At 34.4% G+C, this 14,539-nt stretch carries 17 protein-coding genes; 10 read left to right on the forward strand and 7 right to left on the reverse strand.

Annotated elements, in window-relative coordinates; all coding sequences use genetic code 11:
- Nucleotides 1-30 precede the first annotated feature (30 nt).
- The gene (locus B5P40_RS01895) at nt 31-1,071 is read right to left on the reverse strand and encodes a YkvI family membrane protein (RefSeq protein WP_002031445.1); all 1,041 of its coding nucleotides are present in this window, start codon (nt 1,069-1,071) and stop codon (nt 31-33) included.
- Between the two features lie 235 nt (nt 1,072-1,306).
- On the opposite strand from B5P40_RS01895, the gene B5P40_RS01900 reads away from it, so the two are divergent.
- The 3 genes from B5P40_RS01900 to B5P40_RS01910 all read left to right on the forward strand — a co-directional run bounded on the left by B5P40_RS01900 (nt 1,307) and on the right by B5P40_RS01910 (nt 3,518).
- On the forward strand, nt 1,307-1,750 hold the full coding sequence (locus B5P40_RS01900) for a Dps family protein (protein WP_002189346.1): 444 nt from the start codon (nt 1,307-1,309) through the stop codon (nt 1,748-1,750).
- Nucleotides 1,751-1,858: 108 nt separating this feature from the next.
- Entirely contained in the window at nt 1,859-2,323 is a 465-nt protein-coding gene (locus B5P40_RS01905; protein ID WP_113708761.1) for a DUF3939 domain-containing protein, read from the forward strand.
- A 253-nt stretch (nt 2,324-2,576) separates the two neighbouring features.
- The gene (locus tag B5P40_RS01910; RefSeq protein WP_002189348.1) at nt 2,577-3,518 is read left to right on the forward strand and encodes an alpha/beta hydrolase; all 942 of its coding nucleotides are present in this window, start codon (nt 2,577-2,579) and stop codon (nt 3,516-3,518) included.
- A 52-nt stretch (nt 3,519-3,570) separates the two neighbouring features.
- Here B5P40_RS01910 and B5P40_RS01915 read toward each other — a convergent pair whose 3' ends face one another.
- Together B5P40_RS01915 and B5P40_RS01920 are read right to left on the reverse strand one after the other, a co-directional pair.
- Nucleotides 3,571-4,572, reverse strand: coding sequence for an LLM class flavin-dependent oxidoreductase (locus B5P40_RS01915; RefSeq protein ID WP_002012419.1), 1,002 nt, complete (start codon nt 4,570-4,572; stop codon nt 3,571-3,573).
- A gap of 104 nt (nt 4,573-4,676) precedes the next feature.
- Complete coding sequence (locus B5P40_RS01920) at nt 4,677-4,868, reverse strand: DUF3896 family protein (RefSeq protein ID WP_002012420.1); 192 nt, start codon at nt 4,866-4,868, stop codon at nt 4,677-4,679.
- Nucleotides 4,869-5,055: 187 nt separating this feature from the next.
- On the opposite strand from B5P40_RS01920, the gene B5P40_RS01925 reads away from it, so the two are divergent.
- The gene (locus B5P40_RS01925) at nt 5,056-6,519 is read left to right on the forward strand and encodes a flavin monoamine oxidase family protein (RefSeq protein ID WP_113708762.1); all 1,464 of its coding nucleotides are present in this window, start codon (nt 5,056-5,058) and stop codon (nt 6,517-6,519) included.
- A gap of 84 nt (nt 6,520-6,603) precedes the next feature.
- Entirely contained in the window at nt 6,604-7,188 is a 585-nt protein-coding gene (locus B5P40_RS01930; RefSeq protein WP_002126982.1) for a GNAT family N-acetyltransferase, read from the forward strand.
- Between the two features lie 24 nt (nt 7,189-7,212).
- Here the strand turns inward: B5P40_RS01930 and B5P40_RS01935 are convergent, their stop codons facing one another.
- A complete protein-coding gene (locus tag B5P40_RS01935) occupies nt 7,213-8,115 on the reverse strand; it encodes an aldo/keto reductase (RefSeq protein ID WP_002031452.1) in 903 nt (300 codons plus the stop codon).
- A gap of 166 nt (nt 8,116-8,281) precedes the next feature.
- Here B5P40_RS01935 and B5P40_RS01940 point away from each other — a divergent pair, with 166 nt between their 5' ends.
- From B5P40_RS01940 to B5P40_RS01950, 3 genes are all read left to right on the forward strand, one after another.
- The gene (locus B5P40_RS01940) at nt 8,282-9,232 is read left to right on the forward strand and encodes a CobW family GTP-binding protein (protein WP_002031454.1); all 951 of its coding nucleotides are present in this window, start codon (nt 8,282-8,284) and stop codon (nt 9,230-9,232) included.
- Between the two features lie 121 nt (nt 9,233-9,353).
- Complete coding sequence (locus B5P40_RS01945; RefSeq protein WP_002189354.1) at nt 9,354-9,878, forward strand: PadR family transcriptional regulator; 525 nt, start codon at nt 9,354-9,356, stop codon at nt 9,876-9,878.
- Nucleotides 9,879-9,896: 18 nt separating this feature from the next.
- A complete protein-coding gene (locus tag B5P40_RS01950) occupies nt 9,897-10,643 on the forward strand; it encodes a VOC family protein (protein WP_113708763.1) in 747 nt (248 codons plus the stop codon).
- Between the two features lie 14 nt (nt 10,644-10,657).
- Here the strand turns inward: B5P40_RS01950 and B5P40_RS01955 are convergent, their stop codons facing one another.
- Both B5P40_RS01955 and B5P40_RS01960 read right to left on the reverse strand, forming a co-directional pair.
- Nucleotides 10,658-11,128: a GNAT family N-acetyltransferase gene (locus tag B5P40_RS01955; RefSeq protein ID WP_002031458.1), complete on the reverse strand. Its 471-nt coding sequence runs from the start codon at nt 11,126-11,128 to the stop codon at nt 10,658-10,660.
- Nucleotides 11,129-11,266: 138 nt separating this feature from the next.
- Nucleotides 11,267-12,217 (reverse strand): metal ABC transporter substrate-binding protein, encoded by a 951-nt coding sequence (locus B5P40_RS01960; RefSeq protein ID WP_113708764.1) that lies wholly within the window; start codon nt 12,215-12,217, stop codon nt 11,267-11,269.
- A gap of 197 nt (nt 12,218-12,414) precedes the next feature.
- Between B5P40_RS01960 and B5P40_RS01965 the strand changes: the two genes are divergently transcribed.
- Together B5P40_RS01965 and B5P40_RS01970 are read left to right on the forward strand one after the other, a co-directional pair.
- Nucleotides 12,415-12,639: a hypothetical protein gene (locus tag B5P40_RS01965; RefSeq protein WP_002012427.1), complete on the forward strand. Its 225-nt coding sequence runs from the start codon at nt 12,415-12,417 to the stop codon at nt 12,637-12,639.
- A gap of 116 nt (nt 12,640-12,755) precedes the next feature.
- Complete coding sequence (locus B5P40_RS01970) at nt 12,756-13,415, forward strand: oxidoreductase (protein ID WP_002031464.1); 660 nt, start codon at nt 12,756-12,758, stop codon at nt 13,413-13,415.
- Nucleotides 13,416-13,444: 29 nt separating this feature from the next.
- On the opposite strand, the gene namA is transcribed toward B5P40_RS01970, so the two are convergent.
- On the reverse strand, nt 13,445-14,482 hold the full coding sequence (gene namA / locus B5P40_RS01975) for an NADPH dehydrogenase NamA (RefSeq protein WP_113708765.1): 1,038 nt from the start codon (nt 14,480-14,482) through the stop codon (nt 13,445-13,447).
- Nucleotides 14,483-14,539: the final 57 nt, after the last annotated feature.

Genomic DNA, 14,539 nt, shown 5'->3' on the forward strand with positions numbered 1-14,539 from the left:
TGAAAAACATCCGTATACACGGATGTTTTTTTATGTTTTTTGAAGTTGTTTAAAGGCAATAATCGGTAGTAAAATGATGCTCACCCAACCGATAATAGGGTATAGAATATGAAGTAATTCACTATATCCAATGAAACTAAAGCAATAACTAATTAGTAATATGAAGTAAATAATGTTATTACTTTTCCATCCGGTAATGGATTGCATTTGTTTTGTCATTCCGAATATATTCCCAACTAATGTGGTGAATACTTCACCAAAAATGATAAGAACAAAGAAAAAATGGAAAGTTGCATTAAACCTTCTTACAACTTCAGCCATTGGGATGTTATATTGATAAAATTGTTCAACTGATAATATTGCTAGATGGCTACATAATAAAATAAAGCAAAGCCCCGCGCCGCCTAAAATACCACCCCATAAAATAGCTTTTCGATCTTTTACTTCACTGGCCAATGGGACGAGAACACTTTGGGCGAGAGACAGATTTAATGCAACATATGTAATAGGGCTAGTAATCCATTTCATATTCCAACTTTCTGTAGGAACGGTGTCAATAATAGGAGTTGTACCATGAATAAAGGTTGTAATAGCAAGTCCGATAATAAAAATCATCATAATAGGTACGACAAGTGTATTCACTTCAAAAACACCTTGTAATCCCCGGCTCCCAATAATGAGGCAGGCGATGACTGTGATGAAAATACCAAGTTGTCTCGGGAGACGAAGTTGTTCTTCAAATACTGCCCCGGCTCCTGATAACATAACGCTAGTTACGCCAAATAATACGAGTAATAATAAAGTATTTACGACATTTCCAAATACATCCCCAAATAAATATTTATTAAATTCTTGCGCTGAAAATGCCCCGATTTGTGATGAAAGTAACATCATTTTTGTACCGAGCCAAATAAAAAAAAATCCACTTATACATATGCCAATGGTTCCGTACAATCCGTTAACTGTAAAAAATTCGACAATTTCTCGCCCAGTAGCAAATCCAGCTCCAACGACCGTTCCGATATAAGTAGCAGCGACTTTCTTTGCTACTTGCCATTGTTGATTGTCCATGTTATCCCTCTTTCTTCTATGATGAGCTTGACTTACTATTATGCATATGTGTGAGCTTGGACAATTAGACATATGAAGTAGTTGAAAGGATACATGAATTATATGATATTAGGGAAATATTAAGGTTGTTAAAACTTTGTTACATATAAGCTGTTCATTCAAAAGAATAGGGAATGTATGGTAAAATGAAGTTAGGTCATTAAAAGATAGTAACATGATAAGAGGAGTGGATTGTATGAGTACGAAAACGAATGTTGTTGAAGTATTAAACAAGCAGGTAGCAAACTGGAATGTATTATATGTCAAACTGCATAATTATCATTGGTATGTGACAGGACCGCACTTCTTTACATTACATGAGAAATTTGAAGAGTTTTATAATGAAGCAGGAACATACATTGATGAGTTAGCAGAGCGTATTTTAGCGTTAGAAGGAAAACCGTTAGCGACAATGAAAGAGTATTTAGCAACTTCAACTGTAATCGAAGGGACAAGCAAAGAGTCTGCAGAAGAAATGGTGCGAATTTTAGTAAACGATTTTTCTGCACTTATTCAAGAATTAAAAGAAGGTATGGAAGTAGCTGATGAAGCTGATGATGAAACATCGGCTGATATGCTATTAGCAATTCATACGACATTAGAACAACATGTATGGATGTTAAGTGCATTCTTAAAATAAACATAAATGGATTAAAGAAAAACTCTATTGAAAAATTCTTTCAATGGAGTTTTTTGTGATTTTTCAGTTTTCTTTTATGCTATAATATAGTAAAAAGGAGGCGATACAATGTTTCGCTTTTTCAGAACTGGAAAAGAAGATAGGGAAATTACGAAAGATGAATTAGAACAAGCGATGGCGAAGTTTCTAGAAACGAATGCTAATATCGTTTATACAGTTTTAGTAAATGATGATTACACAGTAAATTATGAGTTGTTAAAGCCCTATTTACCTGCATTTCCAACAAATTTTTTTCTGATAACGAAGGAAACGCTTGAAGTATTTGAACATACAGAAGAAAATTTAAACCTAGTTAAAGAAATTGATATCGTACAAAAGGCCGTAGATCAATATGTAACAGAAAAAGAAATGTTCCCAATTGTTGAAGATAGCGAAGATCGCCTCATATGCGGAGTGAAGCTAGGACCATATTTAAATCGTATATTAAAAAGAAACTTATATATTTCAGAAAAGCATTATTTAGTTTCAAGTAAACCAGATAAGAAAAAAAAGAATAGTGGGCAGATGTTATGAGAACAACAATAATATTATTGTTGTCTTTTTTTATTAAAATATTGATTTTTCAGTTTATTCAACTTTATACTACAACTAGTGGATAGGAAGGAGTGGTGTATTATGCGTATACATGCATTAACTATTAAATATCATTCTGAGAATCAGGTATTGTTAAGTTGAATTGTAGAATTTAACTACTTATACCGTGATCCTAGAATGATAGGAAGATTGGAGAAGCAATTATTATAAAAGGTTACGGGGGAATTCCTATATGGAAAATAATATGACTTATATTAAGTTATTAAATGAAACGTTACATTGTTATGCAAATAAAGGAAGTTTTGAAGCGTATTCTTATATAATGAATAATGCTAAAGATGTAATGGGTAATGAAGCGCAAATATATAATTTTAAATATGCATTAGCAAGTGCAGCAGGACTTGAAGAAGAAGCGTTGCATTTAATGAAGAAAGCAATTATAGAAAATGGATTTTGGTACGGAAGTGAGTATTTAATTTCCGATGATGATTTAAAACCACTACATAAATTTGAAGAGTTTCATAGAATGGTTCAATTATGTAAAGAAAGAGAAGAATTAGCAAAGAAATCGGAACAAGCAGACGTGAAATATAAATACAGCAAACAAAATGAAAATCTACTAATAACACTGCATGGGGATCAAGAAAATATACAAATAATAGAACCATATTGGAACTCTGTAATGGAACAAGGTTTTATGCTAGCATTGCCTCAATCTTCCCAAATTCAATTTTCAGATGGATATGTTTGGGATAATATCGAAAGAGGAAGAGAAGAGTTAAAAGGACATTACAATAAGATTAAAGTGAATAAAACATTTGGGAATATTATTATTGGTGGCTTTTCTGCTGGGGCAAGAGTAGCGTTACATTCCATGTTACAAGGTGAAATAGAAGTGAACGGTTTTATTTTTGTGGCACCGTGGCTTCCGGAAATGGAAGAATGGGAAGAGATGATTGGAATATTGCATGATAAAAGCATAAAAGGATATATAATATGTGGGGATCAAGATGAAGATTGTTTTGAAGGTACACAGCAATTTGTAACGTTATTAAAGGATAAAAATATAGAACATAAGTATAAAGTTGTGCCTAACTTAAATCATGATTATCCTCATAATTTTGATGAGTTATTAAAAGAAGCTATTGAATATATAGGAAGCAAAAACAATTGATTGGTAGTAAGAAAAGGAGATGCATCATATGTGATGCATCTCCTTGTCGTTATTATAAATTAAAAGCATCTGCCAATAGGCGATAAGAGTTTAATTTATGTTCAAATTGATGAGTAATCGTGACAATCATAAATTCGTCAGTATTATACGCTTTGCTTAAGTTTAATATTTTTTCTTTCACAGAAGACGGATCACCGACAATCATACGTTGACGATTTTCTTTTATGCGGAATAGATCATAAGCACTATACGAATAATTTTGAGCAGTTTCAATAGAAGGAGTACCAGTAGTCCGTTTTCCTTGTTCTAATAGTAAAATCGATAAATCAAGGCTTGATGCAATCTTCTCCGCTTCTTCATTTGTTTCTCCGCAAATAACAAAAATAGATACGATTGATTTTGGTTTATCACCTAAATAGGAAGGTTGGAATTGTTCTTGGTAAGCCTTCATTACTTCAGGGCCACCGTATCCGTTAATGAACTGTGCAAATGCAAAAGAAGCGCCTTGCTTTGCGGCAATCATTGCACTTTCTCCGCTAGAACCGAGCATCCACATTTCAGGAGATGTTGGGATAACTGGAGTAGCCTTTAAGTTTGCATAATGATGGTTTTCTGGTACTTGATCATGTAAGTACATAGCAACATCTGCAATTTGTTCTGGATATTGATCAAGTGAGACCATTTTACCTTCTTGAAGTGCGCGAGTTGCTATCGGCATACCACCAGGCGCTCTCCCGACACCAAGGTCGATGCGGCCCTTATAAAGTGCTTCTAAAACGCGGAAATTCTCGGCAACTTTATATGGACTATAATGTGGCAGCATAACACCACCAGAACCAACTCTAATACGGTCAGTTTTCGCGGCAATATGTGAAATGAGTATTTCTGGACTTGAACCAGCTAAGCTAACTGAATTATGGTGCTCGGATACCCAAAAACGTGTGAATCCGAGTTTCTCAACTTCTTGTGCAAGCGTAACTGTATGCGAAATAGCTTGGGCTGCTGTGCTACCATCTGAAATAGGTGATTGGTCTAATACACTTAATTTGATCATAGAATATACCTCTCAATCTTAATGTACATCCTATTATATATTTACTTACGAAAAATGCGTAATGAAATGCTCAAAAGGAAAAGTGAATAATTTTTTATCCGCTTTTAATGAGAAAACCCTCGTTCATAATGATTCATTTCGACTAAGTTTAATATATATTCGTAGTTATCAATTTCTAGATGTATTTGCTTGCGTTCTTCTTCAGTTAGTTTAACGCTAGTGAGTTTTTTACATAGCTGCTGTTTCTTTAATTCTAAATGTTTTTTTGTAGCCTGATAATCGTAAGTACGTTTCATGTGTCTCCACCCTTTCCATACAGTTACTATCTGTATGTTTATAATATGAAGCATGTGGAAGGGGGAGAGCTCCATCTTATGTATTTTTAGTGAATTTTCAAATTGTGGTGGTGTTATGTTTAAGTGAATTTATGAATAAAATGCACTAAACCACTAATTTGTATTTCATGAAGTAAGGGGTGGGATTGTGCAGAAAGATATAATGTATAACACTGAGATGGATGAAACATTAAAAGTTATAAATAAGGGATTAAAGAAGACGACACGTCCGAAACAAATCATTGTAGTAGGGGCTGGTATGGCTGGATTAGTTTCGGCATCTTTATTAAAGGCTGCGGGACATGAAGTGAAGATTTTTGAAGCAAACAACCGGGTAGGTGGCCGTATAGAGACAGTTAGAATGGAAGATACTGGATTATATTTAGATGTTGGAGCAATGAGAATTCCGTATTCGCATACATTAACGATGGCATATATAAGAAAGTTTGGGCTACAGGTGAGCCCTTTTATTAATAGGAATGAGACAGATATTATCTACGTAAATGGTCGGAAAACGACATTAAAACAATACGAAAAAGATCCAAGTATTTTAAGATATCCTGTGGAAATGAATGAAGTTGGGAAAACGTCTGAGGAACTATTAATGTTAGCGGTACAGCCCATTATAAATTTTATAAAAAAGAACCCAGAGAAAAATTGGGATATTGTAGTAAAGGATTTTGGGAGATATTCTACAGGTCAATTTTTAAAATATCATCCTTATCAATATAATACGTATTTTTCGCCAGTAACGATTGAGATGATAGGTGTTCTATTAGATTTAGAAGGTTTTTTAGAAAGGTCATTCGTTGAGACGTTACGTTTTTTATATATTATGCAAGAGGAGAGCGGATTTTGCGAAATAATAGGTGGGAATGATAGATTACCAAAGTCTTTTTTACCACAATTAGAAGAAAATATTATATATAATCAAAAATTAATGAAGCTTCATCAACAAGCCAATAGTGTAACAGCCTATTACCGGAACGAGGAAACTTTTGAATATAGTAGTATTACAGGGGATTTAGTTATTGTTACAATTCCTTTTTCAACAATGCGATTTGTAGAAGTAGATCCATTTGATTCGATATCTCATGCGAAGTGGAAAACAATTCGCGAATTGCATTATATGCCAGCTACAAAAATAGGAATTCAATTTAAAAGTCGTTTTTGGGAGGAACAAGGGCAATTAGGTGGGAGAATTATAACAGATCTTCCTATACGTTATGCGTATTATCCAAACCATGGAATCGGAGAGAAAGGGCCTGCTATGATGTTAGGAAGCTATACATGGTCTTATGATGCGTTGTTATGGGGTGGGTTATCAAAGGGGGATCGTATCTATTATACACTACAAAATTTAGCAACAATATTAGGTGGTCAAGTATATGACGAGTTCATGTCTGGAATATCAAAGAGTTGGACATTAGATCCATATGCGCTTGGAGGGTTTGCGCTATTTCAAGCTGGCCAAGAATCAGAATTACAGCCAGTCATTGTAAAACCTGAGGGGAGAATATACTTTGCCGGAGATCATACAACGCTGTATCACGGATGGATTCAAGGTGCGATTGAATCTGGAGTTCGTGTAGCAATGGAAGTGAATGATTAAAAAGTTTAAAATTCAGAAATTTCTTTACTGTATAACTTGAGATGGATATTATTATATATAAAAGAATTATAGGGAGTGTTTACAGTGAATCCGTTATTATTCGATTTTCCTTCTGAATTTTATACTGACAGGCTTTTTATTCGAATGCCAAAACCAGGTGATGGTAAAGTTGTATATGACGCAATTCAAGCTTCAATACAAGAATTAAAACCTTGGATGGTCTTTGCACAAAAAGAGCAAACAGAGGAAGAAATAGAAGAGAGTATTAGAAAATCGCATATTCAATTTTTGCAGCGTGAAGATTTGAGATTACTAGTTTTTTCGAACGAAACAGGTGAATTTATTGCATCTGCCGGATTACATCGTATTAATTGGGATATACCTCAATTTGAAATCGGGTATTGGATTGATTCAAGGTTTAGTGGAAAGGGCTATATGGTAGAGGCTGCAAAAGGTATAACAGATTATGCTTTCACTGAATTGAAAGCAAACCGCGTAGAAATTCGTTGTGATTCTCTAAATAAGAAGAGTAGAGCGATACCAGAGAAATTAGGCTTTAAATTAGAGGGTACTTTAGAAAGCGCGAGTGTTGCGGTGGATGGAAATGGATTAAGGGATATGTGTGTATTTGCAATGACGAGAAATACATATGAAAAAGAAGAGCTGTAAAGAAACAGCTCTTCTTTTTGTTTATTATGGTACAGGATGTCCATTAGAGCTTTCGAAAATTGTAAACCATTGTTGGCGGTCTAAGTTAACTTTTGTAGCAAGAGCGGCTGTTTTCACACGATCTAATTTACCAGATCCAACGATTGGCATCATGTTAGCTGGATGAGCGAGTAACCATGCATACATAACAGTATCGATGCTAGTAACACCTAGTTCAGTAGCAACTTTTTGTAAAGTTTCACGTACACGTATGGCACGTTCTGATTGACCAGTAAAGATTTCACCACCAGCAAGAGGTGACCAAATCATTGGATTGATTCGTTTTTCTTGGCATAAATCAATCGTACCTTTTTCAAAATGCTCGATTTGCATCGCAGATACTTCAATTTGATTTGTAATGAGTGGGAAATCTAAATACGAACTTAACATATTAAATTGTGAAGGTAAAAAGTTAGATACACCGAAGTGGCGAACTTTGCCTTCTTGCTTTAAGCGTGAGAACGCTTCTGCCACTTCAGTTGGATCCATAAATGGATCTGGACGATGGATGAGCAATACATCAATATAATCTGTATGTAAGTTTTGTAATGAATCTTCCGCGCTTTTTATTATATGTTCAGCACTCGTATTGTAGTGAGCAACATATCGCTCTGGAAATTTAGGTGATGGGGGAGCGATTCCGCATTTAGTGATGATTTGCATATTTTCGCGTAAGGAAGGCTTTAATTGTAACGCTTCTCCAAATAATCCTTCACACGTATACCCACCATAAATATCAGCGTGATCGAAAGTAGTAATCCCCAAATCCATACAGTCTTCAATAAAAGAAAGTAACTCTTGCTTTGGCATATTCCATTCTGCTAAACGCCAAAAACCTTGAATAATACGAGAAAATTCTAGCGTTTCGGCCATTTGAACTCGTTCCACTATAAGTACCCCCTATATGAATGAATAATATTTTTGAAAAGGCTTTCTTACTACGTATTATTATATAGTTACAGGGTCGTACATACAATAAATATGTTTTGCTACAAAAACGATTTTTTCTATATGCTATAATGTAGAAACATAGAGATATAAGGAGATGTAAGGGATGATTCCAGTAACAATATTAACTGGTTTTCTTGGATCAGGGAAAACGACTTTATTAAATCGTATTTTATCAGAAAATCACGGTAAGAAATTAGCGGTGATTGTAAATGAAATCGGGCAAATTGGTATTGATAATCAATTGATTATGAATGTTGAAGAAGAAATTATGGAAATGACAAACGGTTGTTTATGCTGTACTGTGCGTGAAGATTTACTTGTTGCTTTAAAACAATTACTGGATGTGAAAGCAGAAGGGAAAATGGACTTTGATGGATTAGTAATTGAAACAACAGGTCTTGCAAATCCAGGTCCGATTATTCAAACTTTCTTTTTAGATCCAGTTATTCAATCTGCATACCAAATTAACGGTGTTGTAACAGTTGTAGATAGCTATCATATACATAAACATTTTGAAAAGGGACTAGAAGCAAAAGAACAAATTGCCTTTGCTGATGTTGTGTTAGTTAATAAATTAGATTTAATTGAAGAAAATGAGAAAGAAAATCTCTTGCATGAACTTCAAGGAATTAACCCGACTGCAAAGTTAATCGAGGCGACTAACTGTGAGGTAGATATTCCATCGTTATTACAAATTCAAACGTTTAAAACGAAAGATACGCTGCAAATTTACCCTCATACAGAACATAACCATCTAGAAGGTGTAAAATCGTTTGTACTACGTGAAGAACGTCCGTTAGATTTACAAAAATTGAATGAGTGGATGTCAGCTGTCGTTCAAGAACTAGGGGAGCATTTATATCGCTACAAAGGAATTTTATCTATTGACGGAGTAGATAAAAGAATTGTTTTCCAAGGTGTACATACATTGTTTGCTGCTTCGTACGATAGAGAGTGGCAAGAGGGCGAAGAGCGAGTAAGCGAAGTAGTGTTCATCGGAAAAGATATTAATAAAGAATGGTTCCAAGAACATTTCCAAGAGTGTGTGAAATAAGTCTGCGTAAATCGCAGGCTTATTTTTGTTTTTTTTTTTGTTTACTAAAATTGGAATTTGTATTAAAATAATCTGAAAATACTAAACGTTTAGTATTTTGTTAGGGGTAGGGGGAGAAAAGGTGCGTTTAATGATTCTTGGATTGCTTACTAAAAGGGAGTCGCTATCTGGTTATGAAATACAGCAGGCGCTAAATATGGTGCAAAGTAAAAAATGGGCGGAAGTTTTCCCAGCTTCTATTTATCACGCATTAAAAAAAATGGAAAATGAAAATTTCATTCAAGTTAAAGCAATTGAAATGACCGGAAAACGGTCGAAAACGATATATTGTATTACAGAAAAGGGAAGTCAAGAATTTAAAAGGTTATTAAAGGAGTCGTTTCAAAAAACTTCAGTTATGTTTCCGAAACATCTATATACAGCGTTAACATTTCTGTCAGAAGAAGAGAGTATGAGAGAGGAGGTTTTAGAAGCTCTAGAAGAGCAGAAAAGTGAAATACGATCTACTTATGAAGAGATGAGGGAAGGAGAAAGACTAAAAGATAACGCGCCAGCGTATGTGAAACTAATTTTCGAAAATATGTATGAACAATGTGAGATGCAACTTCGATTTATTCATAGGTTAGAGAAACTATTAAAAAACTAAAAATGTGGTGGGAAGAATATGAAAATCGATCATCTTGTTATAAATGTAAATAAAGAAATACAAGAAAATAAGGAAACGATTAAAAATGTACATTCTATCGGGCTTCCATATGTTCCGAAATGTGGAAAGGGAACGAAAGGGTTTAAAGTATCTAACATATGGATTAGAAAAGAATATTTAGAATTAGTAAGAGTAAAAACAAAAGATGGGGGTGGTTGGGTACAAGAGTGGGTTCAGAAATATTGTGATGGCCATAGGGGACTCATCGGACTGGCAATTGATGTTGAAAATATAGATAAAGTGTATGGGAAAATGATAGAAGGTGGAATTGAAATTACAAAACCAGAACCATTACACTACAAGTGGTTTTTTAATTTATTTAAGAAAACTATGCCGTGGAAAAATGCATACATACAGCCGATGAAGGGGATGCCGTTTCAATTCTTTCTACAACAAATGGACGATCAAAAGAGCAGAGAATATATGGAGAAATATATGTATCCAAATAGTTTGGAACAGGGAATTACAGGGATAAATACGGTGAAATTATATGGAGAAATAACAAATGAAGATAGAGACATTATTAGTTGTCTATTTTCAGATGTTACAAATGAGGAAGAAGAAATAGTAATACGTTTAAGCAATCAAATGATTCATCTAATTCAATCGAATGAGCATTTTACGGAGATAATACTAGATTGCAAAAGCGAAGCACATAGGGAGAAAAAATTAAATATAGAAAATGTGACATTAATAAATAAATAATAAAAAGCCTGTTTTCACAGGCTTGTATTTTCATCTATTAGTAATTCCATTACAACACCTACAACTGGGCCTTCGTCATCAATATCACCATTTAAACGGAAGCCAAATGATTCATATAGTCCCATTGCGAGTTTGTTGTCAGGATGTAAACTTAAATAAATTATTTTACATTCAAATTTTTCTTGTAAGAATTGAATGAGTATGCGAAGGAAACGTTTTGCGTATCCTTTTCCTTGATATTGTTGATCAATCATAAAGCGATCTAACCAGACACTTTTACGTTTTTCCCAATACCATCCATACATTGCATACCCTACAAGTGTTTCTCCATCATATAAACCTACTGACGTTCCGTTTCCTTCAAATAATGATTCTGCTAAAGAAAACGCATTGCTTTCAATAAATTGCTGCTGGTCTTTTGCGACGTTTAAAGCAGCTACTGAACGCCAATTTTTTGCTGTTACTTCACTAATGTGAAGAGTCATAATTCCAACTCACCTTCTAGATTAATATAGCTTAAAAGCTAATATGGATAATTTTACTTGTTATTTTGGTCAAGTCAAGGATAAATACATAAAAAGGCAGCTGAATGACATATTCAGCTGCCTAGAAAATATAGTTGATTAGTTTGTTGCTTCTTTTAAAGTATTTACGTTTTCTTCCATTAATGTGAAGTAATCTTTATTGTTCTTTGCATCATCCTCAGAAATAGTAGCAAGGTGATTTAAGCGTAAAATTTTTGTACCTGTTTCTTTTTGAATAACTGATGCTACTTTTGGAGTAGAGAATGTTTCAAATAAAATATATTGTAGACCGTGCTCTTTTACTGTTTTTGTAATGTCAGCAAGCTGTTTTTGAGATGGTTCATCAGATGCTGAAATTCCAGCGATTGGAATTTGTTTCAAACCGTATCGTTGTTCCCAGTAGCCGTAAGCTGCGTGTGAAACTAATATTTCTTTCGTTTTTGCATTTGCAACAACTGCTTTAAATTGATCATCTAAATCAGTGAATTTTGTTTGTAGTGCTGCAAAGTTTTTTTCGAACTCTTTTTTATGTTCAGGCTGTAATTCTACAAGTGCATTTTTAATTTTTTCTGCTTGTTTCATCGCAAGAGTAGGATCTATCCAAACGTGTGGGTCTTTATCGTGATGATGTTCATCTTCTTTATGACCGTCTCCATGATCGTGCTGCTCTTCTTCAGATGAAGCACGAAGTTCGATATCTTTAGATGCATTTACAATTTTTACGTTTTCTTTTTGTAATGATTTTTCCATTTTTTCGGCAAATGGTTCTAATTCTGCGCCGTTATAAACAAATAAATCGGCTTTCGCCACTTGTACAGTCTGCTTTTGACTTGGTTCAAATGTATGAGAATCCCCACCAGGTGGGTAAATTGTTTCTACATTTACATAATCACCACCGATTTTTTTTGCAAAGTCAGCGAGTGGGAAAATGGTTGTATAAACAGAAAGTTTCCCATCTTTTTTCGCTGCACCTTCTTTGTTGTTAGAACATCCAGCAAAGATGAGTGTGAAAATAAGTATAAATGAAAATAGAGCTAATTTTTTAGGCATATAATTCTCCTCTTTTCTTTTTTACAATTATATTTTCTCCAAATATAAGAAGAAAATATCGTTTTGATACAAAACGGAATAATTACGTTTTAGTTTGCGAACCTAGTATAATACATCTTTATGAAAGTTGCAATAAATAATAATCATTACGATTTGATTTTGTAATAAATCTGTCAAAAAGAAAGGTATTAATTTTTATGATTGGTGCATATGTGACAATGTTACTTTCATATATTGGGAGGGAGCAGAAAAAAGGGGATGAGCGCTTGGGTTACTTCATGGAAGCTATCTTATTAATACTTGCGGTTGTTTTGCCATTATCTTTTGTTTTAATTTTTTTAAGAAGACTAATAAGTAATTTAGGGGATGCTACAACAATTACAAAATTGCCAGCGGAAGAAAAAGAAGAGAAAAAAGAGTAAGTAAAGCACTATGCATACGCATAGTGCTTTACTTATGGTAAAATGGGAGAACGGAAACTCCTGTTAGCGACGATTAGCTATAGGAGAGAATAGTAAATAAAGAGGTATACACATATATGAATAAGCGAACAGCGTTAGTACTTGGCGCAAGTGGGTTAGTTGGACAAGAAATAACGCGACTATTACTTGACTCAGATTACTACGATTCGGTTACTATTTTTGTAAGGGAACCATTACAATTACAGCATGAGAAATTGCAACAGAAACAGGTGGATTTTTCAGTATTAGAGGAATACAAAGAATTTTTTGCAGTAGATGATGTTTTTAGTTGCTTAGGAACAACGATAAAAAAAGCGAAGTCGAAGTCGAATTTTAAAAAAGTAGATTATGAATATACATTACGAGCTGCCTGCTTAGCTGAAAAACAAGGCGTGCAAAATTTTCTTGTTATTTCATCAATGGGAGCAAAACCTAAATCATTTTTCTTTTACTCGCAAGTGAAGGGGAAAATGGAAGAGGAGCTGAAAAAGCTAGTTATTGGTGGCATACATATTTTCAGGCCGTCATTATTAGTTGGAAATCGACAAGAATATCGTTTTGGGGAAAGAATGGCTGAGAAATTATCTCGTATTCTTCCGTTTATTTTTAAAGGGGCTTTTAAAAAGTATAAACCAATTTCAGCTAAAGATGTGGCGAAAGGAATGTATATAACAGCGCTACGTGAAGAATCTGGTATTCATATTTATAGTTCAAACGATATTATAGAAATAAAATAAATAAAACCGAGAAGAATAATTTCTCGGTTTTATTTATTAGTTTTAATTTTCCCGGGTGCTCGTCGGTACTGATATGGTTCTTTTAATTCAAAGCCAAGTTCATTGGCAGCTATTCTTGGGAAGTATGGATTACGAAGTAACTCGCGTCCGATAAAAATTAAATCTGCTTCGCTATTATTTAAAATTTGCTCCGCTTGTAATCCAGTCGTAATTAATCCAACTGCACCTGTTGCAATGTTAGCATTCTCTTTAATGTGTTTGGCATATTGCACTTGATAACCTGGATATACATCAATATGAGCTGGGACAACTGCACCAGAGCTACAATCGATTAAATCTACCCCTTGTTCTTTCATCCATCCTGTATACTGCACATAATCTTGAACTGTTAACCCGTCAGGATGATAATCATTTGCTGAAATACGAACAAATAACGGTCCGTTCCAAACTTCATTTACAGAGTCAATGATTTCGCGTAAGAAACGATAGCGATTTTCAGGTGAACCCCCGTATTCATCAGTCCGCTTATTTGAAAGCGGAGAAAGAAATTCATTAATAAGATAACCGTGAGCACCATGTAATTCAATAACGTCAAATCCCGCTTGTTTTGAACGTAACGCAGCTTTTTGAAAAGCTAATACGGTGTCTTTAATTTGTTGCTTACTCATTTCCACGGGTATTTTCATTCCATCGTTAAACGGAATTGCTGAAGGAGCTAAAGCGTCCGTTTCTAATTCAGCCTTTCTTCCGGCATGAGCGAGTTGAATGGCAGCTTTTGCGCCGTTATCATGTATAAATGCTGTCGTCTTATGTAAGCCTTCAATTAGATTATCACCCCAAATGCCTAAGTCTTTGTTAGAAATACGTCCTTCAGGTAACACAGCTGTTGCTTCAATCATAACTAAGCCTACTTGGCCAGCAGCCCTGGTTCCATAATGAATGAGATGAAAATTGGTTACTCGGCCATCCTCATTCCCTGATGAATACATACACATAGGCGACATAACGATACGGTTTTTTAGCGTAACGTCCTTAATTGTATAAGGTGAAAAAAGTTGAAGCTCCATCAAATATCCCCCTTGATTGAATTTTCTTACATTGTATCATCCTCTTTTTTGTTTCCC

Origin of the sequence: Bacillus sp. SRB_8 (genome assembly GCF_003264205.1) — a bacterium.
Classification (GTDB): domain Bacteria; phylum Bacillota; class Bacilli; order Bacillales; family Bacillaceae_G; genus Bacillus_A; species Bacillus_A mycoides.